Source organism: Micromonospora sp. NPDC005806, from assembly GCF_042871425.1.
In the GTDB taxonomy this organism is placed as follows: domain Bacteria; phylum Actinomycetota; class Actinomycetes; order Mycobacteriales; family Micromonosporaceae; genus Micromonospora.
This window is the reverse complement of record NZ_JBIAIL010000020.1, coordinates 64,138-88,310: the sequence shown is the minus strand read 5'-3', so window position 1 is coordinate 88,310 and position 24,173 is coordinate 64,138. Positions and strand designations below refer to the sequence as shown.

At 71.7% G+C, this 24,173-nt stretch carries 25 protein-coding genes and 1 pseudogene; 14 read left to right on the top strand and 12 right to left on the bottom strand.

Annotated elements, in window-relative coordinates; translation table 11 throughout:
* The first annotated feature begins 77 nt into the window (after positions 1–77).
* Positions 78–1,052, top strand: coding sequence for a hypothetical protein (locus ACFYOS_RS21115; RefSeq protein WP_387144070.1), 975 nt, complete (start codon positions 78–80; stop codon positions 1,050–1,052).
* Positions 1,053–1,055: 3 nt separating this feature from the next.
* Complete coding sequence (locus ACFYOS_RS21110; RefSeq protein WP_387144066.1) at positions 1,056–2,090, top strand: alpha/beta hydrolase; 1,035 nt, start codon at positions 1,056–1,058, stop codon at positions 2,088–2,090.
* A gap of 3 nt (positions 2,091–2,093) precedes the next feature.
* Here the strand turns inward: ACFYOS_RS21110 and ACFYOS_RS21105 are convergent, their stop codons facing one another.
* From ACFYOS_RS21105 to ACFYOS_RS21090, 4 genes are all read right to left on the bottom strand, one after another.
* Entirely contained in the window at positions 2,094–2,972 is an 879-nt protein-coding gene (locus tag ACFYOS_RS21105) for a bifunctional 5,10-methylenetetrahydrofolate dehydrogenase/5,10-methenyltetrahydrofolate cyclohydrolase (RefSeq protein WP_387144063.1), read from the bottom strand.
* Between the two features lie 94 nt (positions 2,973–3,066).
* Positions 3,067–4,092, bottom strand: coding sequence for a hypothetical protein (locus tag ACFYOS_RS21100; protein WP_387144060.1), 1,026 nt, complete (start codon positions 4,090–4,092; stop codon positions 3,067–3,069).
* A gap of 72 nt (positions 4,093–4,164) precedes the next feature.
* Complete coding sequence (locus ACFYOS_RS21095) at positions 4,165–4,731, bottom strand: hypothetical protein (protein WP_387144057.1); 567 nt, start codon at positions 4,729–4,731, stop codon at positions 4,165–4,167.
* 68 nt (positions 4,732–4,799) lie between these two features.
* A complete protein-coding gene (locus tag ACFYOS_RS21090) occupies positions 4,800–5,903 on the bottom strand; it encodes a sigma-70 family RNA polymerase sigma factor (protein WP_387144054.1) in 1,104 nt (367 codons plus the stop codon).
* Between the two features lie 73 nt (positions 5,904–5,976).
* Here ACFYOS_RS21090 and ACFYOS_RS21085 point away from each other — a divergent pair, with 73 nt between their 5' ends.
* The gene (locus ACFYOS_RS21085) at positions 5,977–6,402 is read left to right on the top strand and encodes an SRPBCC family protein (protein WP_387144051.1); all 426 of its coding nucleotides are present in this window, start codon (positions 5,977–5,979) and stop codon (positions 6,400–6,402) included.
* Between the two features lie 21 nt (positions 6,403–6,423).
* On the opposite strand, the gene ACFYOS_RS21080 is transcribed toward ACFYOS_RS21085, so the two are convergent.
* Positions 6,424–7,437, bottom strand: a complete 1,014-nt coding sequence (locus ACFYOS_RS21080) for a tyrosine-type recombinase/integrase (protein WP_387144048.1) — start codon at positions 7,435–7,437, stop codon at positions 6,424–6,426.
* Positions 7,438–8,470: 1,033 nt separating this feature from the next.
* Entirely contained in the window at positions 8,471–8,839 is a 369-nt protein-coding gene (locus tag ACFYOS_RS21075; protein WP_387144045.1) for a hypothetical protein, read from the bottom strand.
* Between the two features lie 744 nt (positions 8,840–9,583).
* Between ACFYOS_RS21075 and ACFYOS_RS21070 the strand changes: the two genes are divergently transcribed.
* Positions 9,584–10,411 (top strand): hypothetical protein, encoded by an 828-nt coding sequence (locus ACFYOS_RS21070; RefSeq protein ID WP_387144042.1) that lies wholly within the window; start codon positions 9,584–9,586, stop codon positions 10,409–10,411.
* A 747-nt stretch (positions 10,412–11,158) separates the two neighbouring features.
* On the opposite strand, the gene ACFYOS_RS21065 is transcribed toward ACFYOS_RS21070, so the two are convergent.
* The 3 genes from ACFYOS_RS21065 to ACFYOS_RS21055 all read right to left on the bottom strand — a co-directional run bounded on the left by ACFYOS_RS21065 (position 11,159) and on the right by ACFYOS_RS21055 (position 13,244).
* Positions 11,159–11,656, bottom strand: coding sequence for a hypothetical protein (locus ACFYOS_RS21065; RefSeq protein WP_387144039.1), 498 nt, complete (start codon positions 11,654–11,656; stop codon positions 11,159–11,161).
* A 108-nt stretch (positions 11,657–11,764) separates the two neighbouring features.
* Positions 11,765–12,616 (bottom strand): pyridoxal kinase PdxY, encoded by an 852-nt coding sequence (pdxY, locus tag ACFYOS_RS21060; protein WP_387144036.1) that lies wholly within the window; start codon positions 12,614–12,616, stop codon positions 11,765–11,767.
* Between the two features lie 55 nt (positions 12,617–12,671).
* Positions 12,672–13,244 carry a GNAT family N-acetyltransferase gene (locus tag ACFYOS_RS21055; protein ID WP_387144033.1) on the bottom strand — a complete coding sequence of 191 codons (573 nt, stop codon included), beginning with the start codon at positions 13,242–13,244 and terminating at the stop codon, positions 12,672–12,674.
* A gap of 359 nt (positions 13,245–13,603) precedes the next feature.
* On the opposite strand from ACFYOS_RS21055, the gene ACFYOS_RS21050 reads away from it, so the two are divergent.
* From ACFYOS_RS21050 to ACFYOS_RS21025, 6 genes and pseudogenes are all read left to right on the top strand, one after another.
* A complete protein-coding gene (locus ACFYOS_RS21050) occupies positions 13,604–15,277 on the top strand; it encodes a recombinase family protein (protein WP_387144030.1) in 1,674 nt (557 codons plus the stop codon).
* Positions 15,278–15,584: 307 nt separating this feature from the next.
* Complete coding sequence (locus tag ACFYOS_RS21045) at positions 15,585–15,749, top strand: hypothetical protein (RefSeq protein WP_387144027.1); 165 nt, start codon at positions 15,585–15,587, stop codon at positions 15,747–15,749.
* Between the two features lie 32 nt (positions 15,750–15,781).
* Entirely contained in the window at positions 15,782–16,081 is a 300-nt protein-coding gene (locus ACFYOS_RS21040; RefSeq protein WP_387144024.1) for a hypothetical protein, read from the top strand.
* Between the two features lie 13 nt (positions 16,082–16,094).
* Positions 16,095–16,448, top strand: a complete 354-nt coding sequence (locus ACFYOS_RS21035) for a hypothetical protein (protein ID WP_387144021.1) — start codon at positions 16,095–16,097, stop codon at positions 16,446–16,448.
* Positions 16,445–17,278, top strand: a pseudogene (locus ACFYOS_RS21030) (MFS transporter); the annotation flags it as partial. The gene ACFYOS_RS21035 and the pseudogene ACFYOS_RS21030, both read left to right, overlap by 4 nt.
* The gene (locus tag ACFYOS_RS21025; protein ID WP_387144018.1) at positions 17,275–17,397 is read left to right on the top strand and encodes a hypothetical protein; all 123 of its coding nucleotides are present in this window, start codon (positions 17,275–17,277) and stop codon (positions 17,395–17,397) included. The pseudogene ACFYOS_RS21030 and the gene ACFYOS_RS21025, both read left to right, overlap by 4 nt.
* A 48-nt stretch (positions 17,398–17,445) precedes the next feature.
* Here ACFYOS_RS21025 and ACFYOS_RS21020 read toward each other — a convergent pair whose 3' ends face one another.
* Positions 17,446–18,174, bottom strand: a complete 729-nt coding sequence (locus ACFYOS_RS21020; protein WP_387144015.1) for an SDR family oxidoreductase — start codon at positions 18,172–18,174, stop codon at positions 17,446–17,448.
* Between the two features lie 187 nt (positions 18,175–18,361).
* On the opposite strand from ACFYOS_RS21020, the gene ACFYOS_RS21015 reads away from it, so the two are divergent.
* From ACFYOS_RS21015 to ACFYOS_RS21005, 3 genes are all read left to right on the top strand, one after another.
* On the top strand, positions 18,362–18,820 hold the full coding sequence (locus ACFYOS_RS21015; protein ID WP_387144011.1) for a peroxiredoxin: 459 nt from the start codon (positions 18,362–18,364) through the stop codon (positions 18,818–18,820).
* A gap of 67 nt (positions 18,821–18,887) precedes the next feature.
* Positions 18,888–19,571 carry a hypothetical protein gene (locus tag ACFYOS_RS21010; protein ID WP_387144008.1) on the top strand — a complete coding sequence of 228 codons (684 nt, stop codon included), beginning with the start codon at positions 18,888–18,890 and terminating at the stop codon, positions 19,569–19,571.
* A gap of 191 nt (positions 19,572–19,762) precedes the next feature.
* The gene (locus ACFYOS_RS21005) at positions 19,763–20,653 is read left to right on the top strand and encodes a GNAT family N-acetyltransferase (RefSeq protein WP_387144005.1); all 891 of its coding nucleotides are present in this window, start codon (positions 19,763–19,765) and stop codon (positions 20,651–20,653) included.
* Positions 20,654–20,728: 75 nt separating this feature from the next.
* Here ACFYOS_RS21005 and cydB read toward each other — a convergent pair whose 3' ends face one another.
* Positions 20,729–21,727, bottom strand: coding sequence for a cytochrome d ubiquinol oxidase subunit II (cydB, locus tag ACFYOS_RS21000; protein WP_387144003.1), 999 nt, complete (start codon positions 21,725–21,727; stop codon positions 20,729–20,731).
* Between the two features lie 15 nt (positions 21,728–21,742).
* The gene (locus ACFYOS_RS20995) at positions 21,743–23,155 is read right to left on the bottom strand and encodes a cytochrome ubiquinol oxidase subunit I (RefSeq protein ID WP_387143999.1); all 1,413 of its coding nucleotides are present in this window, start codon (positions 23,153–23,155) and stop codon (positions 21,743–21,745) included.
* A gap of 177 nt (positions 23,156–23,332) precedes the next feature.
* Here ACFYOS_RS20995 and ACFYOS_RS20990 point away from each other — a divergent pair, with 177 nt between their 5' ends.
* On the top strand, positions 23,333–24,109 hold the full coding sequence (locus ACFYOS_RS20990) for a lysophospholipid acyltransferase family protein (RefSeq protein WP_387143997.1): 777 nt from the start codon (positions 23,333–23,335) through the stop codon (positions 24,107–24,109).
* Positions 24,110–24,173 lie beyond the last annotated feature (64 nt).

Below are 24,173 nucleotides of genomic sequence, written 5' to 3'. Positions count from 1 at the left end.
CCACCTACGGTCGGCGGCGACCACCACGGCGGGACCGGCCGCGAAACGCCGCCGCCGGCCGGTCGAGCGTGGTAGCGATGGTGAGACGAGGGGAGGGGCAGCCGATGTCGCTGACCGGCCTACCGCTGCTGACCCTCGTCGGCGTCGCCGCCGTCGCCGCCGCTACCCTCACCGCCCGCACCTGGCGCCGCGCCGGCCGCCGGCGAACCCTCACCCGAGTCGCCGCCCTCCTGCTCACCGAGGCCCTCGCCCTGCTCACCGTCGGCGTCGCCGTCAACCGGGCGGAACAGTTCTATCCCACCTGGTCCGACCTGCTGCCCGCCGACGCCACCCGGCACCACACCGCCGCCGCCCGACCAGGGCACCTCGACCGGTGGCTCACCACCCGGGCCGCCCGCGCCGGCACCGACCCGGTCAGCTTCGCCTGGCACCCGCCCCGCTGGACCAGCTGGCCGCTCACCGCCGCCCCCACCGTCGTCGTCCCCGCCGACTACCCGCGCCACCCCACCTGGCGCTACCCGGTGGTCGTCCTCACCGACCAGGCCGACCCCGCCCGGGAAGCCGCCGCCGCCCACGCCGCCGAGGACCACGCCGGGCCCACCGTCCTCGTCTTCACCCACCTACGGCCCACCGCGACCCCGGACACCCTCACCGACGCCCTGCCCACCAGCCTCACCCGCGACCTGCGGGTCACCACCCACAGCTGGGCCCTGGTCGCCCCCGCCGGCCTCACCCCGCTCGCCCGGGCCGTCGTCCGGGCCGCACCCACCCGCTATCCCACCCTCGCCCTGCTCGACGACGCCCCGGCCCACAACCGGCAACCGGCCCCCACCGACCTGCCCACCACCGAGACCCTCGCCGTTCTCGGCCCACCCGGCCGCCCCGGCAACCCGGCCACCCGGCTCGACGCCCGCCCCGCCGACGGGCTCCCGGCCGCGCTGACCTGGGCCTGCCAGCAGACCCCGGCGCCGCTCGGCGCACCCGCCCCGCTCATCCCGCCGCCCCCACAACCGCACGACCACCCGTCCCGCACCCCGCACCGCGGAGGCTGAACCATGGCGCCCGACAGCCTCGCCGCCGCCCTCACCGCGACCACCGCCGCCGTCCTGGCCGCCGTGCTGCTCGCCATCACCTGGGACCGCGGCAGCGGCGTACGCCGCGCCGCCCAGCGCAGCGCCACCGGCGTCCTCTGCCTCGCCACCGCCCTCGCCGCCACCGGCATCTGCATCAACCGGCAGGTCGACACCGTCACCACCTGGTCCGCCCTCGCCGGTCAGGACACCACCACCCCCGGCGACGCCACGGCGGCCGCCGACACCGGCGGCCACAGCGGCGGACACATGTTCACCTTCACCGTCACCGGCGCCGCCAGCGGCCTCACCCTCCCGGTCCGCGCCTACCTGCCCGCCGCCTACCACCAGCAGCCCACCGCACGCTTCCCGGTCATCGAGGCGCTGCACGGCTTCCCCGGCTCACCCGCCTCCTGGGTCAACCGGCTCGCCGCCGCCCACCACCTCGACCAGGAGATCGCCGCCGGCCGGATGGCCCCCACCGTCGTGCTGTTCCCCCCGCAGACCCCCGACGCCCTGCTCGACACCGAGTGCACCGACCTCACCCACGGCCCCAAGGCCGAAACGTTCCTCACCGTCGACGTGCCCGCCGCCGCCGAGGCCCGCCTGCGGGTACGCACCGACCGCGCCGGCTGGGGCCTCATCGGCTACTCCGCCGGCGGCTACTGCGCCACCAACCTCGCCCTGCGCCACCCCGACCGGTACACCACCGCCGCCAGCCTCTCCGGCTACGCCGATCCCGGCATCACCATCGGCGACGGCACCGAACACACCCTCAACGACGACGCCTGGCGGCTACACCACCTGCCCCAACCCGCCGTCGCCCTCTACCTGTCCAGCGGCCTCGCCGACCGCAGGGCCCACCACGACGCGGAAACCCTGCGCCGCCTCGCCCACGCCCCACTCGACGTCACCACCTCGTACGTGGACGGAGGCGGCCACAGCATGGCCGTCTGGGAAGCCGCCGAAGGCCCCGCCTTCGACTGGCTCTCCAGCTGGCTCGGCCGCCCCGTCACCTGAGGATCAGTCCAGCCCGGCCGACCGCTGCGCCGCCCGCACCGCGTTGCGGAACAACATCGCCACCGTCGTCGGACCCACCCCACCGACCCGCGGCGTGATCGCCCCCGCCACCTCGGCACACGACTCATCCACGTCCGGCAGCAGCCGCCGCCCCTCGTACCGCACCCCACCGCCGACCACCACCGCGCCCGGGCGGACATGCTCCGGCCGCACGATCCCCGGCACCCCCGCCGCCGCCACCAGGATCTCCGCCCGCCGGCTGTACCGCGGCCAGTCCGCCACCCCGGTGTGCACCACCGTCACCGCCGCATTCGCCGTCGGCCGCTTCTGCGCCAACAGCATCGCCAACGGCCGACCCAACGTGGCGCCGCGGCCCAGGATCACCACCTCCCGGCCCGCCACCGGCACCCCGTGGAACGCCAGCAACGCCTCGATGCCCGCCGGCGTACACGGCAACGGACCCGGCAACCCCAACGCCAGCCGGCCCATGTTCACCGGGTGCATCCCGTCCACGTCCTTGTCCGGATCCAGCACCGCCAACGCCCGGTCGTAGTCCAGATGCCCCGGAATCGGATGCTGCACCAGCACCCCGTGCACACCCTTGTCCGAGTTGAAGTCCTCCAGCACCGCGTGCAGATCCGCCTGCGACGCCGACGCCGGCAGATGCACGTGCGGCGACGCGAACCCCAACTCCGCCGCCTGCCGCTGCTTGATCCGGATGTACCCCGCGCTCGCGTCGTCGTCGCCCGCCAGCACGGTCGCCAACGCCGGCGTCACCCCCGCCGCGCGCAGCGCCGTCACACCCTCGGCGACCTCCGCCAGCACCCGCTCCGCCACCGGCCCACCCGGCAGCAGTCGAGCCGTCGTACCTGAAGAAGACATGCCACACCTCGCCCGCGGAGGCCCAGGCGGTCGACCCCCGCGACGAGCTCCCCGATGGTTGCTGCCATCCCCGTGCCGCCAGTCGCGTCCACCCTCAGCCTGCCACAGCGCGCGCCGCGACCGCATCCACCACCGCCTGCCACCGCGGCAGGGACCACACCAGGGCGTCCGCCCGCCGGCGGCGGTCCGCGGCCGAGCTCACCCCCAGGTCCGCCACCGCCGCCTCGAACGCCGGCCGCAACACCCGCGCCCGGTCCGGGGCGTCCGCCGCCAGGATCGCGTGACACCGCGCGTACGTGACCACGATCCAGAACATCGCCTCCCGGTGCGCGCCCGCCCCGATCAGCTCCGCGCTGCCGTCCACCACCACCGGCCGCCCCGCCACGCTGACATCCGCCCGGAACGGCAACGGGGTACGCGCCACCCGCGCCGCCTCATCGAACGTCACCGCCAACCCGGCCAGGTGCTCCCGCACCCGCCCCGGACCCACCCCGCCGCCGTCCAGCGACGCCAACAGCTCCGGATACCGGTCCCCGAACCCGTAACCGGTGAGGACCTCCCGCGCCCGCACGTACCGCCGCCGCACCGTCGGATCCCACAACCCCGCCACCAGCGGCAGCACCGCCAACACCGACGTCGGGAACAACCACGCCAGCACCTGGTCGTGCAGCGGCGCGTCGGCGTCCAGCCGCCGCAACCCGTCCTCGATCCGCCGGCGCACCCCGGCCACGCGGCGCCGCACCCACACCGGGTCCGCCCACTCCGCCGACACCCGCTCCCGGACCGCCGCAAGCCGGCCCGTCGGATCCACGATCACCGTGTCCGTACGGAAGAACGGGGCGAACACCCACGACCCCAGCACGTCCCGCGGCCCACCCAACTCCGCCCAGGACACGCCGCTGACCTCCAACAGCACCCCCCGATGCCGGAACTTGCCCAGCTTCACGCCCGGCCCGTCCCGTACCAGCAGCACGTCCACGTCCGACGACGCCGGCAGCACCGCATGGTCCGGCAACCCCACCGTCGACCCGCTGAAGAACGCGCCCTCGATCCCAGGGTCCCGCCGGGCCTGCTCCCACACCCAGTCGACCGCCGCCGCCCGCGCATCACCCACCCGCACCCCAGCGATCCTGCCAGCACCCCGCACATCGTTCGCGCGACTCGCGCCGCCCAGGTACGGGGCAGCCGGGTGCTAGGCCGCCTGAGGGCGCAGGCGCGGCTGGCGCAACGCCCCGACGAGCGCGAGCGCGCCGAACACCGACAGGGCCAGCCCCGCGCCGACCCCGGTGATCGTGCCCGGCGTCACGTCGGTGGTGAGGCCGACGATCAGCGCCACGACCGCCGCCGCCGTAACCAGGATGCCCAGCGCAATGAGGTTCCGGTCGCGCAGCACCGACACCAGCGGCAGGAAATGAACGCCCACCACCGCGCAGATCCACACCGGGACGTAGCCGGGCTGTCCGAGCCCACCCAGAAGGGCGGCGCCCAGCGCGGCCAGTCCGAACTCGACACCCACGATGATCCCGTACCGCCGGCCCGCCGCCCGGTTGTTGATCGCGGCGGTCGACGCCGGGCTGGAGAAACCGACCACCGCGCCGACGACCGCGACGAGCAGGGCGGTCACGCTGCCGACCGTCAACCACGGGTCCAGCCAGGCGGGCGGGGCCGCATGCCCCCAACCGAACCAGGCCGCCCCGAAGAACCCCTCCACCAGAGCCGTGATGCCGCCGTCGCGGCGCGACTGCCGTGCCTTCTCCACGGGTCGCCACTCTACCCACCACGATCACCAGGCTCGGTCGGAGGCGGCCTGCCGTTGCTCTCGTACGGTCAACGGGTCGCCACCTGCCAGTGGTAGGTCCAGGGCGGCCCGGCGCCAACGACGGGCTCCCGCACGTACAGGCCGTCGCCGTCGACGTCGATCTCGCCCGGGTGCAGCTCGGCCGGCGGCTGCCCATGGTCGTCGAGTTCGACAGTGGCGGTGCGTCCGTCGGCCGGTCCGCCCACAACCGGGACATCAGCTACGTCTCGCATAGGTCCAGCATCACGGTCACGCGTCGGATCCCATCCCGGAACGCCGGAGATTGGTCCCGCCGGCTCAAGCCCCCCAACGGTGAGCCGACGCAGGCGCTGCGGATCGGCGATCACGTCGATCGCGGTGATCCGGTCATCGAAGATCGTGAAGGCCAACACCGTGACGAGACGACCATGCGGTCTCACCAGAATCGCCGGGACGCCATCGACGAGCCCAGTCCGGGCATGCTCGGCCCGGTGCGAGAACAGCAGTGCCTGGCCGGCGACGGCACGAGCACCACGCAGGCGTACCGGACCCCGGGAAGGAGCGGCCACCGCGTCCGCGCAGACCGTGACATCAGGGTGGAGCACCTTGAGCAGCGCCGCGAAATCGCCGTCCCGCGACGCAGCGAGAAACGCATCGACGACCTCCTGCTGCCGGCCCGGATCGAGGTCAGGCGCCTGGGCGGCCCGCACCCGGCGCCGTGCGCGACTGGCGAGCATCTTCGTCGCATCGCTCGAACGCCCGATGATGGGGGCGATCTCCCGGTAGGGCACGGCGAACATGTCATGCAGGACGAACGCCAGCCGCTCCGCCGGCGCCAGCGTGTCCAGCACGACCAACAGCGCCAGCCCGACCGAGTCCGCCAGCACCGCCTCCTGCTCCGGGTCCGGCCCCGCCAACGGCAGCGGCGCGGCAAGGGACACCTCCCGCCGCGCGGTACGCGACCGCAGCATGTCCAGACACACCCGCGCCACCACGGTGGTGAGCCACGCCCGGATGTTCTGTACCCCGCTGATATCGGCACGCGCCACCCGCATCCATGCCTCTTGGACAGCATCGTCAGCGTCGCTCCGCGACCCGAGCATGCGATAGGCCACCGCGAGCAGCTGGCCTCGGTGCGCCTCAAAATCGTCCACCCGTTACCCTCCCGCCGCACCGACCGTCATACCACTGACGGACAGCAGCGCACACTGGTAACAGGGAGGAACGATGGCACCACTGATTTCCACCATCGAGATCGCGCGTCCACCGGAGGAGGTCTTCGCCTACGCCACCGATCCGTCGCGATTCGCCGAATGGCAGCACGACGTCGTGCGGGTGCGGCTCCTCGACAACGGACAGTTCACCACCAGCCGCCGGATCAGGGGCGCCGAGCGCACCATGAGCCAGCAGATCACCGTCAACGACCCGCCCCACCGGTGGGCCGCCCAGGGCATCGACGGCCCCATCCGCCCACACGCCACGATCGCCGTCGAGCCGATCGAAAACGGAACCCGATCTCGCGTCACGTTCACCCTCGACTTCGAGGGCCACGGACTCGGCGTGCCCCTGGTGCCATTGGTACGCAGGCAGGCGCGGCACGAAGCACCGACCAGCTACCAGAACCTCAAGCAACTCCTCGAAAGCAACCGGTAGCCGGCCGCCAACAGTGGCCAGCTAACCCTCGCCGCCGGAACCGCGCTCACCCACCATCGCCGACAACGCTCGATTCGTACGGTTCGACCGCACCGCCGCCCGCTGCTGACCCGCGGTCACCTCGATGTACGCCTGCGACGACGCCAACGACGCATGCCCCAGCAACCGCATGATCTCCGCCGCGCTCGCCCCGTCCTCCGCCAGCCGGGTCGCGAACGTGTGCCGCAACGCGTGCAGCCGCGCCCCCTTCGGCACCCGGTCGCCGATGCCCGCCCGCCGGTAGCACGACTCCACCAGGTACTGCAGGCCACCACGGCGCAGCGGCTCACCCCGACGGTCCACCAGCAGCGGCGCGTCGGGCCGCACGCTGCGCGCGCCGAAGCGGCGCCGGCAACTGTCCAGGTAGTCCGCCAGCACCCCGTCCAGACCAGCCTCGATCGGTACCGCACGCGGGCGCCCACCCTTGCCGGCGACGTCCACCCGCCGCTCACCGTCCCGGCCGGCCACCGACGCCACCCGCAGCGCCAGCAGCTCGGACAGGCGCAGCCCGGCGCAGAGCGCCAGCGCCAGCACGGCCAGGTCCCGCTCCGGCCACGGGTCACGCTGCCGGCCGTCCGCACCGGCAGCCGCGGCCAGCAACTCCTCCGGGGTGTCCTCGCCGCGCAGCGGCTTGGGCCGGGGGAGCGGGGCGCGTGGCCGCCCCACCGCCGGCATCGGATTTCCGGGTACGACACCCTCGGCGACGAGGAAGCTGAAGAAGCTGTTCCAGGTGGACCAGGCGCGGTGGACGGAGGCGGCGGCGCGGGGAGCGGCGAACCGGGCGAACGCCGCCCGCATCACCCGGGGGGAGAGGACGGTGATCGACACCTGGTCGAGGGGGAGGGGGGTGGTCTCGTCGGCACCGGTCAGGGCCGCGACAGTGGTCAGGTCCCGCCGGTACGCCGCGAGGGTGTGCGGGGAGGGCTTGCGGGTGGCCCGGTCGGTCAGGAACTCCTCAATCAGCCGCTCTACCGATTCGCCCCTTTTATCCTGCATAAGGGATATTATGCAGGATTTTCGTGTTCCTGCCATCCCTGGTTACGGGGGAGACCTGGGCAATATTCGGTGCCCAGCCAGGCCTTCGGCTCAAGGGCGCATCTCCGGAGCGGCTCGGTGGCCGCGGTGCGCGGGGGCTGCTCCAATCCGCCGTCGCGTTAGCCGACGGACGAGCGGTTCGCCCGGCAGAGCCGGGCGTCGGCCACGGCACGCCGGGGATTGGCAGGTGCAGACGCCGGCACGTGCCAGGCCGCAGCTGGCGTGAGGACCTGCGTGGCGTGAATCGTCGTCAAGCTCCGGACTGGGGGCGCTCCGGCATCCAGGCGGCCACCGCCACGGACAGAACGAGTTCGGCCCACCGGGCCGGGCCGCTTCCCCGGGGAGAGCCTCACCAGTTTTACTTTACATAATGTAGATTATCGAATCAGGCGCGGCAGGCTGTTGGCACGACAGCGACAGCCCACGCTGTTGATGTTCTTTCTCATCCATCCTGGGCCATTCTCAATATGTTGAGCCATCTCCTGAGCTCTCTCACCAGGTTGAACCACCGTGACCGCCGGTGCAGCTGGGATCTTGTCCCCCACTACGTTCCGTATGGGCGTGGCATTTCAGCCCCGGTTTTGCGCTTGACGGGGTGCGCTCGATCGTCGAGGGTGACGACCCGGGAGCCCGAGGTGAGACTGTGACCGCCGCCGCCCGGCTGGCGGGCAGCTTGGCTCGCGGATGTGCCTCTCGAATCGCGCAACCTCTCGCAACACCCTGAGGTCATGGGTCTTGCGCCACAGGTAGAGCGCGAACTTTCACCACAGAGGCCGTAAGCGAGGCGAGCAACATCGCACGAACTTCGCGTTGCTCCAGCGGCGGATCACCACCGTGGTCTGCTCAGCTTCGTTCGCGAATGCCCGGCCCACTACGTGCTCGATCTCCTGGCCGACGCCGGCGGCGAGGTGATCCTAGATCTGCCGCTGTCGGAGCGGCGGGCACGGCTCGAGCGGCTGCTCGTGGCGAGGAGTGCGGCCGGGACGCCCGGAGCCTACCGGGCCTCGTCACTACCTTCGTTCGTGCGCCCCACGAGCCTCTCGCCCAGCACCTCGCGGGCCCGAGCGATGGCGGTGTCGGGAGTGCACGGTCCGGTCCGGGGTCGCTGGGTGTCGTAGCACTTGGTGACGAAGTAGAGAGTGGACGCCCCCGAACTTAAGCTCAGCTCCCACTGCCGCCACGAGTACAAGTTGTTGTACTCGCATCCGCGGTAGTTCGTATAAACGTAGTGGTAGTCGTAGGTGAAATACGAGAAGTCGTAGCACCATTTGGTCACGGTGCGGGTCTTGCGGCAGGGGTAGGGGACGAATCCCCACCAGCACACCGACCAGTACGTCTCGGTGATCTGGCGCTGAGTTGGCATGGCTACCTCACTCGCACGAGCGGGATTGCCCCCGATCGTCCGGGTGCCGCGCAACGACGGCAACGCCGGGGCGCCGCTCGTTGCGCCTTACGTCAAAAGGCCTACGAGAACCGTGTTGGAAGCCCGCCACCTCCGCGGCTGCCAGCTTGACCGTTTCCCGCGCCTCGTTCGCCGCGATGATCAGTGCCAGGTCCTCAGCGTGGTTGCGGACGACCGGGGCGCGGCCGGAGCGCAGGTCGGCGGCAATGCCGCAGAGGGGCGGCCGACCCCGCATCCGGCCAGACCGGGTCCTGGCCGACAAGGCCTACGAGTCGGATTTGCTCGCCATCTACGAGGACGTGGCGGGGCACGGGCACGCCGATCCACTCGGAGTGCCCGCCGCGGCGGCCGGCAGGTCGCGGGAGTCCCTCGACCGCCTGCTGGACGCGGCGCGGCAACGGAAAGATCAGAATGCGAGCTCCGGCGCGGGCTCCACTGCCACCGGTTGGGCCGAAGGACATCGTCAAAGCCACGCCGCGCCTTGGTCGGAGGTCTTCCGCTGCAGCCCACAGACCATACAACCTGCAAACAAGTCCGGTTTGGTCGCGTTGACGACGACCCCCTCGTCAACGCGGCCGTCCCACGACGACACTTGTCCGAATGAACCCGGGACTTGAGCTTCCCCCTTCGGACCGGACACCCTGATTCGTGGCAGGAACGCGGGGAGCGAGGGATACCCCTTCCAACGCGGTTGGAGGATTGGTGATGAGCAACGATTTCCTCGTGCCATTGCTGGTGGCGGTCGTCTCGGGCATCGTTTCGTTCCTCACGGGCCTCCTTCTCGCGCGTCACCGCGCGCATGTCGATGCTCAGCAGCAGTATCAGTTGGAGGCACGTCAGCGTCTTTACCGAGCTGTGGGACCTCTGCGTTTCCAGCTTGTCATCGCCTGTCGCGAACTCGCCTCGCGCGCTGAGGCTCTTCACAAGGATCGCTACGACACGGCGATGGGTGGTTACTTCGGCCAGAACACCCTCTACCGGCTGCTTCGCCCGTTGGCGATTGCTGAACTGATCGAGCGACAAACGAACTACGTGGACTTCAGCGTCGACCCTGCCGCTCTCGTCCTGTTGCGGTTCCAGAAGGCATCCTACGTGGCCCTCACCGGTGGCGGATCCGTGTTCGAAGGGTTGCCGCTGGACTGGACCAGGGAGGCCCAGCACGTGTTCAAGGGACGCCTCCAGCACGCGGCGACCCTGCTGGTTGTTGACGAAAACACGCCCCGTTGCGCGAGATTTGACGAGTTCCCGTCGATCCTGCGTCGCGCGAAGCAGGACGACCCAGGCGGAGGCATGGCCAGATTGTCATCCCTGGTTGACAACACTTCACCCCGCCGAGATCCGGTCTTCTGGTGCAGGCTGGTCGCCTACGGCTATGTGGCGAACTGGCTCCTGCAGGCCGAAGGCCGTGCCGCCGCCTACACCCCGGTCCCCTACCCGGTTACCGACATGGTCAGGGCGGCCAAGCATCCTCAACTCGACGCCGTCGCCGAGGACATGCCGGGCCGCCTTGAATCGATGGTCGCGTCACCCTAACGCCCCTCCGACGGCGCTTTCGTGCACCACGATCCCCTGGTGACAGTGCCCGGAAGAGATGGCCGTAGCATCAGGCGGGTGCGGATGGCCGCGCCGGTCGGGTTGACGACCGGCGCGGCCACTCTTTCCGCGTCGCACAGTGGACGGCCGGCCCGTAGCAGGCCGGTCGTCGCCGGACTAATTCAGCGTGATGGTCATCGTGTGCGCTCCGCTGCGGGTGTCTACGACTACCTCGGTGCCGCGCTCGGTCCGCACGGTGTGGTGGGTGGCCTTGTGCCCGTGGAGCTGGACATTGGCCACGGTCGCGCCGGGCGGCAGCACCGCGCCGAGGGTTTGTCCACGTGCCCCGTACCGACCCCGATGTTGCTGCCGGAGATGCGGTTCTGGCCCGACGCCACCTGCGGCACCGCCGCGTCCGCGTACAGCGGCCACTCCCTGCGCCGAGGTTTGCCACCGAGGCCCGCCGCGCCGGTCACGACCAGATCCGCATCGGCCGCCACGGCGGCTGGACGGACGGCTCCCCCACCCTCGCCGGCTACATGGAAGACGTCGACCGGGTCACCTCCAATGCGCTGACCGGCTCGCCAGCCCGGAGGGCCCGCTCTCTCGGGTCGATGGCGGCCACCGCCTCCCGCTCACCTGCGCGAGACACCACACCGGGATCGATGGCATGGTTCGCCGCCAATCTTTCCCCTCCCGGGCGGCCTCTCCCCTAACGATGACCTTGGGACGCGTACCGGCTGAAGCTCAGTCTGCGGACAGCGGCAGCTCGACGGGTTCGGCCGGCGCGCCGGCCGGTGCGGAGTGCTGCGGCGCGGAGCGGGCCGGCAGTCGCGAATGCCGGTGGTGGCGCACGGCGACCTCGCAGGAGACGAGGCGGATCGGCGCGGGCGGGGTGGCGAACGGTCCCGGCCCCCAGCGCACCCAGAGCGCGACCCGGCCGGCGTCGGCCTCGGCGAGCAGCTTCTCCACGGTACGCCGGCGGTCGGTGCGATCCACCTCGATCACAACGGGACGACCGGCGGGACGAGCACATGCGACGTCCACGACCGAGTGCCGGTCCTGGTACGGGGCGGGCAGCGGGACGACGCTCGTGGCGCGCCGGTACACCCGGAAGCCGTGGGCCTCACCCCACGCGGCGACCGCGTCGACGAGCAGCGCGGTGACCTCGTCGGTTGACCGGTCCACGAACGTGAGCCGGTCGAGATGCGCCGCCAGCGACGCGGCGAGTGCGTCGTCGTTCACGGCTCGCCCCGGTTGCCGTCCGGGACGACCAGCCCGGTCTCGTAGGCCACGACGACCGCCCGCGTGCGGTAGTGAATCACATCGTCCCCGCTCACCCAGCCGGTCGCGTCACCGCAGGCGCCGGGCGGCGAACCTGGCCGGCGGTTCAGCGATCGCGTCCTGAGCGGCGACCAGCTGGAGCTCCCGGGTCCCCGCCGCGAGAGTCGCCTCCAGGACGGCGAAGATCGAGTTGGTGGTCCGCTCCAGCGCCGTCGCGGGCGAGTTGGTCGTCAACAGGTGGGCGAGGTACAGCGCGGCGGTGACATCGCCGCCGCCGTTCGGGCTGATCGGCAGCAGCGGCGTGGTGACCGCCCAGGCGCCCTCGTCCGACACGGCCACGACCTCCAGCGACCCCTCGGGTACGTCGCCGTGCAGGACGCTGGTGACCAGCACGTGCCGTGGCCCCATCGCGCGTACGACGTCGACCGCCGCCAGCAGTTCCTCCGGCGAGTTCGTCGCGCGGCCCGCCAGGAACTCCAGTTCGAACTGGTTCGGGGTGACGATGTCCGCGCGCGGGACCACGGTGTCCCGCATGTACTCGGGGATGCCCGGCCGGACGAACATGCCGCGGCCGACGTCGCCCATCACCGGGTCGCAGCAGTACACGGCGTGCGGGTTTGCCGCCTTCACCCGGTCGACGGCGTCGAGGATCACCGCGCCCATCGCCGGGTCGCCCTGGTAGCCGGAGAGCACCGCGTTGGCGCTGCCGAGGACTTCCCGGTCCTCGATGCCCGCGATCACGTCGGCGACGTCGGCCGGTGCCAGCAGCGGCCCGCGCCAGGCGCCGTACCCGGTGTGGTTGGAGAAGTGCACGGTGAGCACCGGCCAGATCTCGTGCCCCAGTCGCTGGAGCGGGAAGGCGGCAGCGGAGTTGCCGACGTGGCCGTAGGCGACCGAGGACTGGATGGAGAGGATCTGCACCCGCCCATGCTCGCATCCCCGGTCGCAGGGGTGGCGTCGACCGGTCCGGTCCTGGTCAGGCGTCGGTGCGCAGCCGGGCGTGCTGGTGCATGTCGTGCCAGCCGTCGGCGTGCCGGGCGGCGTGGCGGCTGGTGCCCTCGGCGGTGAGGCCGGCCCGCTCGGCCACCCGGCAGGAGGCGGGGTTGGCCGTGGAGTGGCGCAACCACACCCGGTGCAGTCCCAGGTCGTCGAAGCTCCAGCGGGCGAGGGCGGCCAGCGCGCGGGGGGCGACGCGGCGGCCGCGGGCGGCGGGTAGCACCCAGTAGGAAACCTCGGCCTGTGCCTCGTACAGGTCGATGGTGCGGAGGCTGATCTGGCCGAGCACGCCGGTGGTGTCGGTGACGGCCCAGCCGGCGCCGGTCTCCTGGCGCCAGCGGGTCGGCCAGGCGTCGATCCAGTCGCGGGCTTCGTCGTCGGTCATCCGGCGGCAGTGCCAGCGTTGGACGGCCGGGTCGGCGTAGGCGGCGACCACGGCCGGGTGGTCGTTCGGCCGCCAGGGGCGCAGCCGTAGGTCACCGGCGTCGATGTCGGGTTGCGGCGAGCGGGCGAGGGCGCCGGCGCCCAGCGCCGGGGTGGTGAGCAGGGGCATGCGGGGATCTTCTCGGATGCGCGGCGGCCGGGGACGGCGGGTCGGGCGGTGGTGACGGTCGGTGTGGGCGGTGGGTGCGGGTTTGACCGTTCGGCTCAGGGTTTCGACCGTCCAGCGCGCGGCGGGTTTGACCCGGAGCACTGTCAGGTGTGGGCATGTGGCGGGAAGTTGCCGCCATCTTTTTTCGGAGAGGAAGCAAGCATGCTTTCCGCACTCGATCGTCGGCACACCGTCGCGCCGCCCGGGTACAGCCGTTGGCTGATTCCGCCGGCTGCGTTGGCGATCCATCTCTGTATCGGCCAGGTCTATGCGACCAGCGTCTACAAACGAGTCTTATCGAGGGGGCTACAGTCCTCGGCGTGTCCCCCTTTCAGATACGCGCCGCCGGCTACGTCCGGCAGAGCGTGGCCCGCCAGAACAAGTCCGAAGCATCCCCCGCGACCCAGCGGGACGCGAACCGCGCCCGCGCCGACCACCTCGGGGCTACCTGGGTCGGTAGCTACGAAGACATCGGCATTTCCGCGTTCAGCGGGGCCGAGCGCCCCGGGTTTGAGCGCCTGATCGCCGACTGCCGCGCCGGGCACATCAATACGGTGATCGTCTACTACGTGTCCCGGCTCTCCCGACTGGAACCCACGGACGCGATCCCCGTCCTGAGCGAAATTCTGAACCTCGGCGTGACGATCATCTCGGTGACCGAGGGTGAGTTCCGTAAGGGCAACCTTATGGACCTGATCCACCTCCTGATGCGCCTGGACGCCGCGCACAACGAATCGAAGAACAAGTCCGCCGCCGTGAAGGGCGCGAAGGACGCCGCGCGCGCCCTCGGCGGGTACGTGTCCGGGAAGCCGCCCTATGGTTTCGCCCTGGCGTCCGAGACCCGGCCGAACGCCGACGGCCGACCGATCGCAATCAAGACCCTGACCGTCCGCGAGGACGAAGCCGCCGTGATCCGGCGCATGGTCGCCCGGGTCCTGGATCCAACCGACCCGCCGACCCTGGCCCGCGTCGCCGCCGAGCTGAACCGGGACCAGGTCCCGACCCGGGGCGGGACGACCGGGAAGGACACCGCCGACAGCGCCTGGTGGGGTCACACCCTGACCCGCATCCTGCGGGACCCCCGCCTCGCCGGTTTCGCCGCCGAGATCATCTACGCGACGCGTCCGGACGGCCGGAAGTCCACGAACGTCGCCGGGTACCGGATGATCCGCGACGACGACGGGAAGCCCGTCACGGCGCACCCCGAGATCATCGACCCGGCGACCTGGTATGCCCTCCAGACCGCCCTTGACGGCCGCGCGGGGGTCGCCCCGGTGCCTACCGGCGTCCAGTCCCTCCTTTCCTCCCTCGGCATCCTGAAGTGCGAGTGCGGCGCGATCATGAAATCCCACCGCATCGCGGCGCGCGCGGCCCGGTCCGCGTACCGGTGCGCTCGCCCCCGAGGGCTGCACCGACCGGGTCAGCACGCGAACGACTGCACGATTTCGATGGACGCCCTAGACGACTACGTCGCCCGCCGGATCTTCGCCCTGGTCGCCACGGCCGAGGACGACCCGGAAACCCTGGACGTCCTCGCCGAAGCCGCCCGACTGTTCGGCCTCGCGTCGGCGGACCCCGCGACCGCCGCGCAGCGCGGCGCGATCGCGGGCGAGCTGGACGACACCGAGCGGGCCCTAGACACCCTCTACGACGACCGCGAGAAAGGCGGCTACTCGGGGAAGGTCGGCCAGCGCCGATTCCTGGACGCCGAGCGGAACCATTCCGCCCGGATCGAGGCCCTGACCGCGCAACTGGCCGCGCTGGACGCCGCCGCGACGCCCCTCCTCCCGATCGGCGAATGGTTGGGCGAGCCCGGCCAGGACCCGCTAGGTCCCGGGTCGTGGTGGCACGGGGCCCCGGTCGCCGAGCGCCGGGCGTTCGTGGCCCTGTTCGTCGCCGAGATCACCGTCCGGAAGTCCCCCGACGGCATGACCCGTCCGCCGATTGAGTCCCGCGTGTCCCTGGCGTGGGTCCGCCCCGCCGAGGAGGACTGACCCCGTCCCCTGACCGCCCCGACAACCAAATAAGCAGGCCCCGGGCTAGCGACGGCAACGCTGCCCGAGGCCGTTCGGCGTCTACGCCGATCACATCCCCGAGCCTGACCGAACGCGGAAGGGCCTCCGCTGGCGACTGTCTGTCCAACCGACCGAAGGGCCCTGACCCGTGCCATGCACGCCCCCAGACCCGGCCGTTACCCGCGCGATCGCCGAGGAGGTCCTGAGCCGAGGCGGCGAGTTCCGCGCGAATACCGGCCACCTTCACGGCCTGTTCCGTCGGCTGATCCCGGATAGCCCCGCCGCCGTGTCTCCCGCCGCCGCCGGGAAGTTCGTTGCGTGGGCCCGGTCCGACCTCGGCGCGCACGGGATCGCCGTCCGCCGCGACGGGCCGTCCCAGGGTCCCCGCCGTCGCGAATGGCATTTCCGCCTGATCGCGATCCCCGTCGAGACCGGCACCGACGCCGCCTAATCCCCGCCCTACTCGCACCCCGAGGAGCCCCGATGACCACAGACCCCACTTTCGACCCGACCGCCGCCGCCCAGTTCGCCCGCTCGGGTCACGGCGTCCGGCTGACCCGCGCCCAGGCGATCGCTCGCCTCGCCGAGGCCGAAGCCGCCGCCGAGGTCGACATGGCCCGCAGGGTCGAAGAGGCCCGCGTCAAGCACGCCGCCCTTGCCCAGGAGGCCGCCGACGCCCGGGACGCCGAGGTCGCTCGCACCCTGGCGACGCCGCCGGCCGAGCTGGCCGCCGAGGTCGTCGCGCGCCTGCGTCGCCGCTACCACCCGCCCCGCCCTACCTGAAAGGACCTACCCAATGTCTTTCTTCACCGCCCCGCCGCAGTTCCTCGCCGATAACCCCGACTGGAGGGCCCGTTACAAGGCCGAAGCCGACGCCCTGACCGACGCCGAGGCCCGCGCCGCCGTCGCGGGGGAGGCCGTCCGTAAGGCCCGTCAGGCTGCTATCGACGCCCGCGCCGACCGCCTCGCCGGTAGGAAGGCCGACTCCGAAGAGACCCATCAGGAGCGAATCGCAGCGGCCGAGGCCCGCGCGGGCCTGGCGGCGAAGTCGTTGGACGCCGCCGCCGAGGGCTATTACAAGGCTTGGATGTCCGACTCGGCGACGCTGGCTGAGTTTTCCCGCGCCGAGTTGGCGAAGAGTGTCGAGTGACGTTGGGCGTCGGCTACTTCGTGATCATGATGTTCGGGGTGTTCAACGTGCGGGTGCCGGCGGCGGACTGGCGGCCGGCGGGGTTCGACCCGGCGCGGGTGGCGGCGAAGCCGCTGGTGACCACGGCGAATGTGTCGGCGGCGAACGCGGTGAAGACCCGCTCGTTCTGGCTGCTGTGGGTGGTGCTGTTCTGCAACGTGACGGCGGGCATCGGGATCCTGGAGCAGGCGAGCCCGATGATCCAGGACTTCTTCCGGGACAACGGGACGTCGTCGGTGTCGGTGGCGGCGGCCGGCGGGTTCGTGGGCCTGTTGTCGCTGTTCAACATGGCGGGCCGGTTCGTGTGGTCGTCGACGTCGGACGTGATCGGCCGTAAGCCGATCTACCTGATGTATCTGGGCGTCGGGATGGTGCTGTACGTGCTGCTGGCCCTGTTCGGGCAGGTGGCGACGGCGTTGTTCGTGCTGTTGGCGTGCGTGATCCTGTCGTTCTACGGTGGTGGGTTCGCGACGGTGCCGGCGTACCTGCGGGATCTGTTCGGCACGTTCGAGGTGGGTGCGATCCACGGCCGGTTGTTGACGGCGTGGTCGGCGGCGGGGGTGGCCGGTCCGCTGATCGTGAACGCGTTCCTGGACGCGCAGGGCAAGCCGGGCACGTTGACGGCGGCGGCGTACCGGCCGGCGTTGTTCACGATGGTCGGGGTGTTGGCGGTGGGGTTCGTCGCCAATCTGTTGATCCGGCCGGTGCCGGAGCGGTTCCATGAGCCGGCGTCGGGCCGGGACGGGGCGGAGGGTACGGAGCCGGTGGTGGCGGAGAGGAGCGCATCGTGAACGAGGTCGGTGGCGGGCAGCGGGTCCGCCTGGTCGTGTCGTGGCTGGTGGTGTCGGCGCTGCTGGGTTACGGGGTGGTGCAGACGCTGATCACGGCGATGAAGCTGTTCACCCACTAGGGGTGGAGTGCTGGAGCGGCCCGGGGGTACTCCCCCGGGCCGCTTCTGTCAGAGGCCGCCGGCGATGCGCAGGACGGCGCCGGTGGTGTAGGAGGCGTCGGGGCCGAGGAGGAAGGCGATGGCGCCGGCGATCTCGTCGGGTTCGCCGGCGCGGCCCAGCGGGATGCGTCCGCCGGCGCTGTCGGCCCGGTCGGGTACGCCGGAGAGGGCGTGGATGTCGGTGCGGATGATGCCGGGGGCGACGGCGTTGACCCGGATGCCGCGGGGGGCGAGTTCCTTGGCGAGGCCGACGGTGAGGGTGTCGCTGGCGGCCTTGACGGCGGCGTAGTGGATGTATTCGCCGGGGCTGCCGAGGGTGGCGGCGGCGGAGGAGACGTTGACGATGGCGCCACCGCGGGTCATCCGGCGGGCGGCGTGTTGGGCGCAGAGGACGTACCCGATGAGGTTGACGTCGACGACCCGGCGCAGGTCGTCGGCGCGCAGGTCGGTGAAGGGGCCGATCGGGCTGGTGATGCCGGCGTTGTTGACCAGGCCGGTGAGGGGGCCGAGGTCGGTGGCGGCGTCGAAGAGGCGCTGGACCTGGTCGGGGTCGGTGGTGTCGGCGGGGACGGCGACGCCGCGGCGGCCGGCGGCGTGGATGTCGGCGAGGACGGCCTCGGCGGCGGCGTGGTCGCGGCGGTAGCCGATGGCGACGTCGTGGCCGGCGGTGGCGAGCCGTCGGGCGGTGGCGGCGCCGATGCCGCGGCTGCCGCCGGTGATGATGGTGACGGAGGTCAATGCCCTCTCCCCTGCCTGGTGGTGCGGGTGACGTTACCGTGGCCGGGTCGGGGTCCGGGTGGAGAGGACGATCACACCGCGGGCGTTGGTGCTGGCCTGGGAGTTGCTGGCGGGCCGGTTGCGGGTGGGTGTGCTGCTGGGCTGATCGCCTACGCTCACCGCGTTGGTACGAGGGTGGAGGTGTGTGGTGGGAGTGGGTGTCGGAGATCTGGTCGAGGACTTCGCGCTGCCGGACGAGACGGGGACCGTGCGACGGTTGTCGGAGTTCCTGGCGGCGGGCCCGGTGGTGTTGTTCTTCTACCCGGCGGCGATGACCCGGGGGTGCACGGCGGAGAGCTGCCACTTCCGGGACCTGGCGGCGGAGTTCGCGGCGGTCGGCGCGCGGCGGGTGGGGATCAGCCGGGATCCGGTGGAGCGGCAGGCGGAGTTCTCCCGACGGCACGGTTTCGACTATCCGCTGCTGTCGGACGTCGACGGGACGGTGGCGGAGGCGTTCGGGGTGCGGCGGCGGCTGCCGTTGGGGGCGTTGAGCACCCGGCGGATGACGTTCGTGATCGGCCCGGACCGGCGGGTCCTGGCCGTGGTGCACAGCGAGCTGAGCATGAACGAGCACGCCGACGCGGCGTTGCGCGCCCTGGGGGGTTGATCTTCCGGATGTCGCAGCCGGCTGGTATCAAGGCTGCTAATCAAACGTGTGTACGGAAGAGGGCGTGATGGCGGGCGAGGGTTTGTCCACTGACGAGGTGCAGGGGATCCGGGAGGCGTTGGCGGCGGGCCGCAAGCCGAAGGTGGTGTTCACGTCGGCGGCCGGTCAGGTGGCCGGTCAGGTCGGCCAGGTGGTGGAGCTGACCGATCCGGAGCTGTCCGAGGAGTTCGTGGTGGTGCGGTTCGGCCGCGACGAGCTGCCCTTCTCCCCCGCCGACGTGGCGATCGCGCCCAAGGGCGCCGGCCGGAAGGTGGCCGAGCCGAAGCCGGAGGTCGACGAGCCGCCGGCGCCGGTGGAGCCGGAGTTCGTGTTGGACACGCCGCGGGTGCCGGCGCCGCGTCGGGAGGAGCCGAAGGTGGAGCAGCAGCAGGCGGAGGCCCGGCCGGCGAGGCGGCCGGTGAAGGCGGCGAAGCCGAAGAGCCCGCCCGGGCTGACCGTGACGCTGGCCTACGCGGAGGGTGAGTGGACGGTGGCGGCGCAGCAGGGCAGCAAGGCCCTCGCCAAGCCGTACGTGGTGAAGCCGGCGGAGGCGCTGCGGATGGTGGCGCTGGTGGACGTGCCGGGCGTGCAGGAGGCGGTGGAGCAGATCCTCGCCGCGGAGCGGGCCGAGGCGGAGCAGCAGGCCGAGAAGCTGCGCGCGGAGCTGGCCGAGATCGAGGCGCGCCTGGCGGAGCTGCGCGAGGCCCACTGAGCGACCCCGGTGGCCCCGGCCGGAAAATCACCTCGGCCGGGGCCACGCCGACTGCTACAGTTCCGCCGCGTCCTCGATCAGCAGAAGGGAGGTGAGCGCGATGGCCCGTACCACCGCCGTGCGCTCCCACCCGACCGCGAGGACGCCGGGTTCCTGACCGGGGAGCGCACCGCTTCTCCGGAAGGACCACCATGACCGACCTGGTCATCCGCCCGCTCGTCGCGGGCGAGGAACACCTCTTCGACTCCCTCGCCGACCCCGGGCTCGTCGGCCGTGCCCTGCTCGGCCAGACGTACACCGACGGCGGCTACCGCCCGGAATGGACCTGGGTGGCCCTGCGCGACGGCGAGGTCGTCGCCCGGGCCGCCTGGTGGGCCGGGCCCGATGATCCGGCGCCGCTGGCGCTGGACTGGTTCGACTTCACCGACGCGCAGGCCGCCGTGGAACTGCTGCGTACCGCGCCGCTGCGCGCCGAGTACTCGATCCTGCTGCCGGCCGGCTGGCGGGAGAATCCCGTGGTCCGCGCCCAGGCGCAGGCCCGGACCGACGCCGCGATCGCCGCCGGCATGCGGGTGCTGGTCGAGCGGTACCGCTACCACTGGACCCCCGAGCACGGCCTGCCCGCCCGACCCGGCCGGCTGGAGTTCCGGCCCGAACCCGACGACACGGTGATCCTGGGCGTGCTGCGCCGCATCGGCGAGGGCAGCCTGGACGCCCACTTCCGGCACACGGCCGCCGAACACGGCCCGGACGCCGCGGCGCAGGAGGACCTGGACCTGCTGCGGTGGATGACGAGCCCGCGGGACTGGTGGCAGCTGGCCTACACCCTGGGCGGGGACCTCGTCGGGATCACGGTGCCGGCCCGCAACCAGACCCACCACATCGTCGGGTTCGTTGGCGTGCTGCCCGAACAGCGCGGCCACGGGTACGCCTACGACCTGCTGGTCGAGGCCACCCACCTGCTGGTCCAGGCGGGCGCGGACGGCATCGTGGCGGCCACCGACCAGGGCAACACGCCGATGGCGGCCACCTTCGCCCGGGCCGGCTACCCGATCGAGTACGAGCGCGTCGACCTGGTGTAGCGGGGCCACCGCGGCTGACGCGGGGCCGGTGCGATCCCCTCGCACCGGCCCCGCGTTCCCACACCCGCAGGTTGATCAGTGTTGCGGGATGTTCTGTACCCCGATCCGCTTGCGGAACACCCAGTAGGTCCAGCCCTGGTAGGCCAGCACGATCGGGGTGAACACCACCGCCACCCAGCTCATGATCTTGAGGGTGTAGGGGGTGGAGGCGGCGTTGCCGGCGGTCAGCGTGCCGGCGGCGTCGAGGGTGGACGGCAGCACGTTCGGGAACAGCGCGGCGAACAGGGTCGCCACGGCGAGGGCGATGGCCACGGCGGTGCCGGTGAACGCCCAGCCCTCCCGGCGTACCTTGGCGGCGGCGAGACCACCGACCAGGGCGAGGGCGGCGCCGACGGCGAGCACGACGGCGGCCGCGCTGGAGCGGATGGTCAGCGTCCAGGCGAGGAAGGCCACCGCGACCACGGCGGTGCCGGCGCCGACCTTGACGGCGAGGGCGCCGGCGCGCTCCCGGATGTCGCCGGTGGTCTTGAGGGCGAGGAACACCGCGCCGTGGGTGAGGAACAGCCCCAGGGTGGTCAGGCCGCCGAGCAGGGCGTACGGGTTGAGCAGGTCGAGCAGGCCGCCGACGTACTCGTGGTCGGCGTCGAGCGGCACGCCCCGCAGGATGTTGGCGAACGCGACGCCCCACAGGATCGCCGGCAGCAGCGAGCCGACGAAGATGGCCTGGTCCCAGCGGCGCTTCCAGGACGCCTCGGGGCGCTTGTGCCGGTACTCGAAGGCGACGCCGCGGGCGATCAGGGCCAGCAGGATCAGCAGCAGCGGCAGGTAGAAGCCGGAGAACAGGGTGGCGTACCACTCGGGGAAGGCGGCGAACATGGCGCCGCCGGCGGTGATCAGCCAGACCTCGTTGCCGTCCCAGACCGGGCCGATGGTGTTGATCAGGACCCGGCGTTCGCGGTCGTCGCGGCCGAGCACGGGCAGCAGCATGCCGACGCCGAAGTCGAAGCCTTCGAGGATGAAGTAGCCGGTGAAGAGGACGGCGACGAGGAGAAACCAGACGGTGGTCAGTTCCACGATGGGCTCCGGGGATCAGTAGGCGAACGCCAGCGGGCGCTCGGCGTCGTCGGTGTCGTCGTCAACGGGCGCCGGGGTGACGTCGGGGACGCCGGCCTTGGCGTAGCGGAACAGCAGCTTGAACTCGACCACGGCGAGGGTGGCGTAGATCAGGGTGAACGCGGTGAACGAGGTGAGCACCTCGGTCAGCGACACGCTGCGGGACACGCCGTTGCGGGTGAGCATCTCGCCGAAGACGATCCACGGCTGGCGGCCCATCTCGGTGAAGATCCAGCCGAAGGAGTTGGCCAGCAGCGGCAGCAGCGGCATGACCAGCCCGGCGCGCAGCAGCCACCGGCTGGTCGGGGTGCGGCCCTTGCGGTGGGTCCAGAGCACCAGCAGGGCGATCGCGGCAGCCGTCAGCCCGAAGCCGATCATGAAGCGGAAGCTCCAGTAGGTGACCGGGATGATCGGGGCGTAGTTGCCGGCGCCGTACTGGCTGGCGTACTGGGCCTGCAGGTCGTTGATGCCCTGCACGGTGCCGTTCGGGTCGCCGGTGCCGAGGAACGACAGCAGGTACGGGATCTTGAGGGCGAAGACCTCGCGGCTGCCGTCGAGGCTGCCGACGGTGAGCACGGAGAACGAGGCGGGGCTCTCGGTGGTGTAGAGACCTTCGGCGGCGGCCATCTTCATCGGCTGCACCTCGGTCATGATCTTGCCTTGGATGTCGCCGGTGAACACCACCAGTGCCGAGGCGATCATGACCACCCAGGCGCCGAACTTGGTCGCGAACCGGTAGGCGTCGGTGTCGGCGCTGTCGCGGTTGCGGATGACGTGCCAGAGGCCGACCGCGACGATCAGCGACCCGGCCACCAGGAAGGCGCCGGCCAGGGTGTGTGGGAAGGTGACCAGGGCGACCTTGTTGGTGAGCACGGCGACGAAGTCGGTCAGCTCGGCCCGGCCGGTGGTGGGGTTGACCCGGTAGCCGACGGGGTTCTGCATGAACGAGTTCGCGGCCAGGATGAAGTACGCGGACAGGTTGGTGCCGATGGCGGCGACCCAGATGGCGGCCAGGTGCAGCCGCTTGGGCAGCCGGTCCCAGCCGAAGATCCACAGCCCGATGAAGGTCGACTCGAGGAAGAACGCGACCAGGGCCTCGATGGCCAGCGGCGCGCCGAAGATGTCCCCCACGAAGCGGGAGTAGTCGCTCCAGTTCATCCCGAACTGGAACTCCTGCACGATGCCGGTGACCACGCCCATCGCGAAGTTGATCAGGAAGAGCTTGCCGTAGAACTTGGTGAGCTTGAGGTAGCGCTCCTTGCCGGTGCGGTGCCACAGGGTCTGGAGGATGGCCACCAGGATTGACAGGCCGATGGTCAAGGGCACGAAGAGAAAGTGGTAGACGGTGGTGACACCGAACTGCCAGCGGGCGACGTCCAACGCGTCCACCTGGAACCCCCAGCCTTTCGTACTACGAGACGTAGTAAATACTACTCGACGTCGTAGACGGGCCGGCAGGGCCGGGGGTCCCGACCCGACCCGGGACCAATGACCCTGATCACCTCTGCCGCCCGGCCCGGGATCGGGTCCCCCGCTCACCTCCCCGCGTGCGACCATCCAGCACTGATGAACACCCCGACCACCCCTTGGCGGGCGCCGCTGCTGTGGCGCGCCGCGCAGCTGCTAGCCCGTGCCATCGTCGGCCTGCTCGGTCGCCTCGAGGTCACCGGCGACGTGCCGGAAGAGCTGCGCCACGGGCCACTGATCCTGGCCGCCAACCACATCAGCCCCTTCGACCCCGTGGTCCTCGCCGCCGCCTGCCAGGCCCGCGGCGTCGCCCCCCGGATCATGGCCACCGGCGGGCTGTTCCGCGCCCCCGTCGTCGGGCCGCTGATGCGTCGCGCCGGGCACATCCGCGTCGACCGGGGCACCAGCTCCGTGCACCAGGCCCTGGACAACGCGGCCACGGCCGTGGCCGGCGGCTCGGTGGTGCTGGTCTACCCCGAGGGACGCATCGGCCTGGACCCCGGGATGTGGCCCGAACGGGGCAAGACCGGCGCCGCCCGGCTCGCCTTCGCCAGCGGCGCCCCCGTGCTCCCGGTCGCGCAGTGGGGCTCCCACGAGGTGCTGCCCTACCGGACCCCCAAGGGCATGCTGCGCGGCCTCGCCCGGGCGGTCGTGCGCCGGCCGGTGATCCGGGTGCACTTCGGCGCCCCGCTGACCCTGCGCGACCTGCACCCCGGCACTCCCGGGGCGGCCCGGCGAGCCACCGAGCGGATCATCGACGCGATCACCGAGGACCTGGCGCCGCTGCGCCCCGACGAGCCCGACCTGCCCCGCCACGTCGACCCCGGCCGCCCGGCCGACACCAGCCGCGCCCACCGCCGCCGGCTCGCCGGATGATGATGTTGACCCGCATCCGGGTGCTGCTGGACCTGCTGCGCCACTACGGCCACCAGACCGGCTG

Bases quoted from the DNA above. Each gene is read 5' to 3' on its own strand.
- ACFYOS_RS21110 (WP_387144066.1), top strand. From the start codon at position 1,056: ATGGCGCCCGACAGCCTCGCCGCCGCCCTCACCGCGACCACCGCCGCC.
- ACFYOS_RS21040 (WP_387144024.1), top strand. From the start codon at position 15,782: ATGACCACAGACCCCACTTTCGACCCGACCGCCGCCGCCCAGTTCGCC.
- ACFYOS_RS21115 (WP_387144070.1), top strand. From the start codon at position 78: ATGGTGAGACGAGGGGAGGGGCAGCCGATGTCGCTGACCGGCCTACCG.
- ACFYOS_RS21080 (WP_387144048.1), bottom strand. From the start codon at position 7,437: ATGCAGGATAAAAGGGGCGAATCGGTAGAGCGGCTGATTGAGGAGTTC.
- ACFYOS_RS21075 (WP_387144045.1), bottom strand. From the start codon at position 8,839: ATGCCAACTCAGCGCCAGATCACCGAGACGTACTGGTCGGTGTGCTGG.
- ACFYOS_RS21005 (WP_387144005.1), top strand. From the start codon at position 19,763: ATGACCGACCTGGTCATCCGCCCGCTCGTCGCGGGCGAGGAACACCTC.
- ACFYOS_RS21085 (WP_387144051.1), top strand. From the start codon at position 5,977: ATGGCACCACTGATTTCCACCATCGAGATCGCGCGTCCACCGGAGGAG.
- ACFYOS_RS20990 (WP_387143997.1), top strand. From the start codon at position 23,333: ATGAACACCCCGACCACCCCTTGGCGGGCGCCGCTGCTGTGGCGCGCC.
- ACFYOS_RS21055 (WP_387144033.1), bottom strand. From the start codon at position 13,244: ATGCCCCTGCTCACCACCCCGGCGCTGGGCGCCGGCGCCCTCGCCCGC.
- ACFYOS_RS21035 (WP_387144021.1), top strand. From the start codon at position 16,095: ATGTCTTTCTTCACCGCCCCGCCGCAGTTCCTCGCCGATAACCCCGAC.
- ACFYOS_RS21010 (WP_387144008.1), top strand. From the start codon at position 18,888: ATGGCGGGCGAGGGTTTGTCCACTGACGAGGTGCAGGGGATCCGGGAG.
- ACFYOS_RS21070 (WP_387144042.1), top strand. From the start codon at position 9,584: ATGAGCAACGATTTCCTCGTGCCATTGCTGGTGGCGGTCGTCTCGGGC.
- ACFYOS_RS21105 (WP_387144063.1), bottom strand. From the start codon at position 2,972: ATGTCTTCTTCAGGTACGACGGCTCGACTGCTGCCGGGTGGGCCGGTG.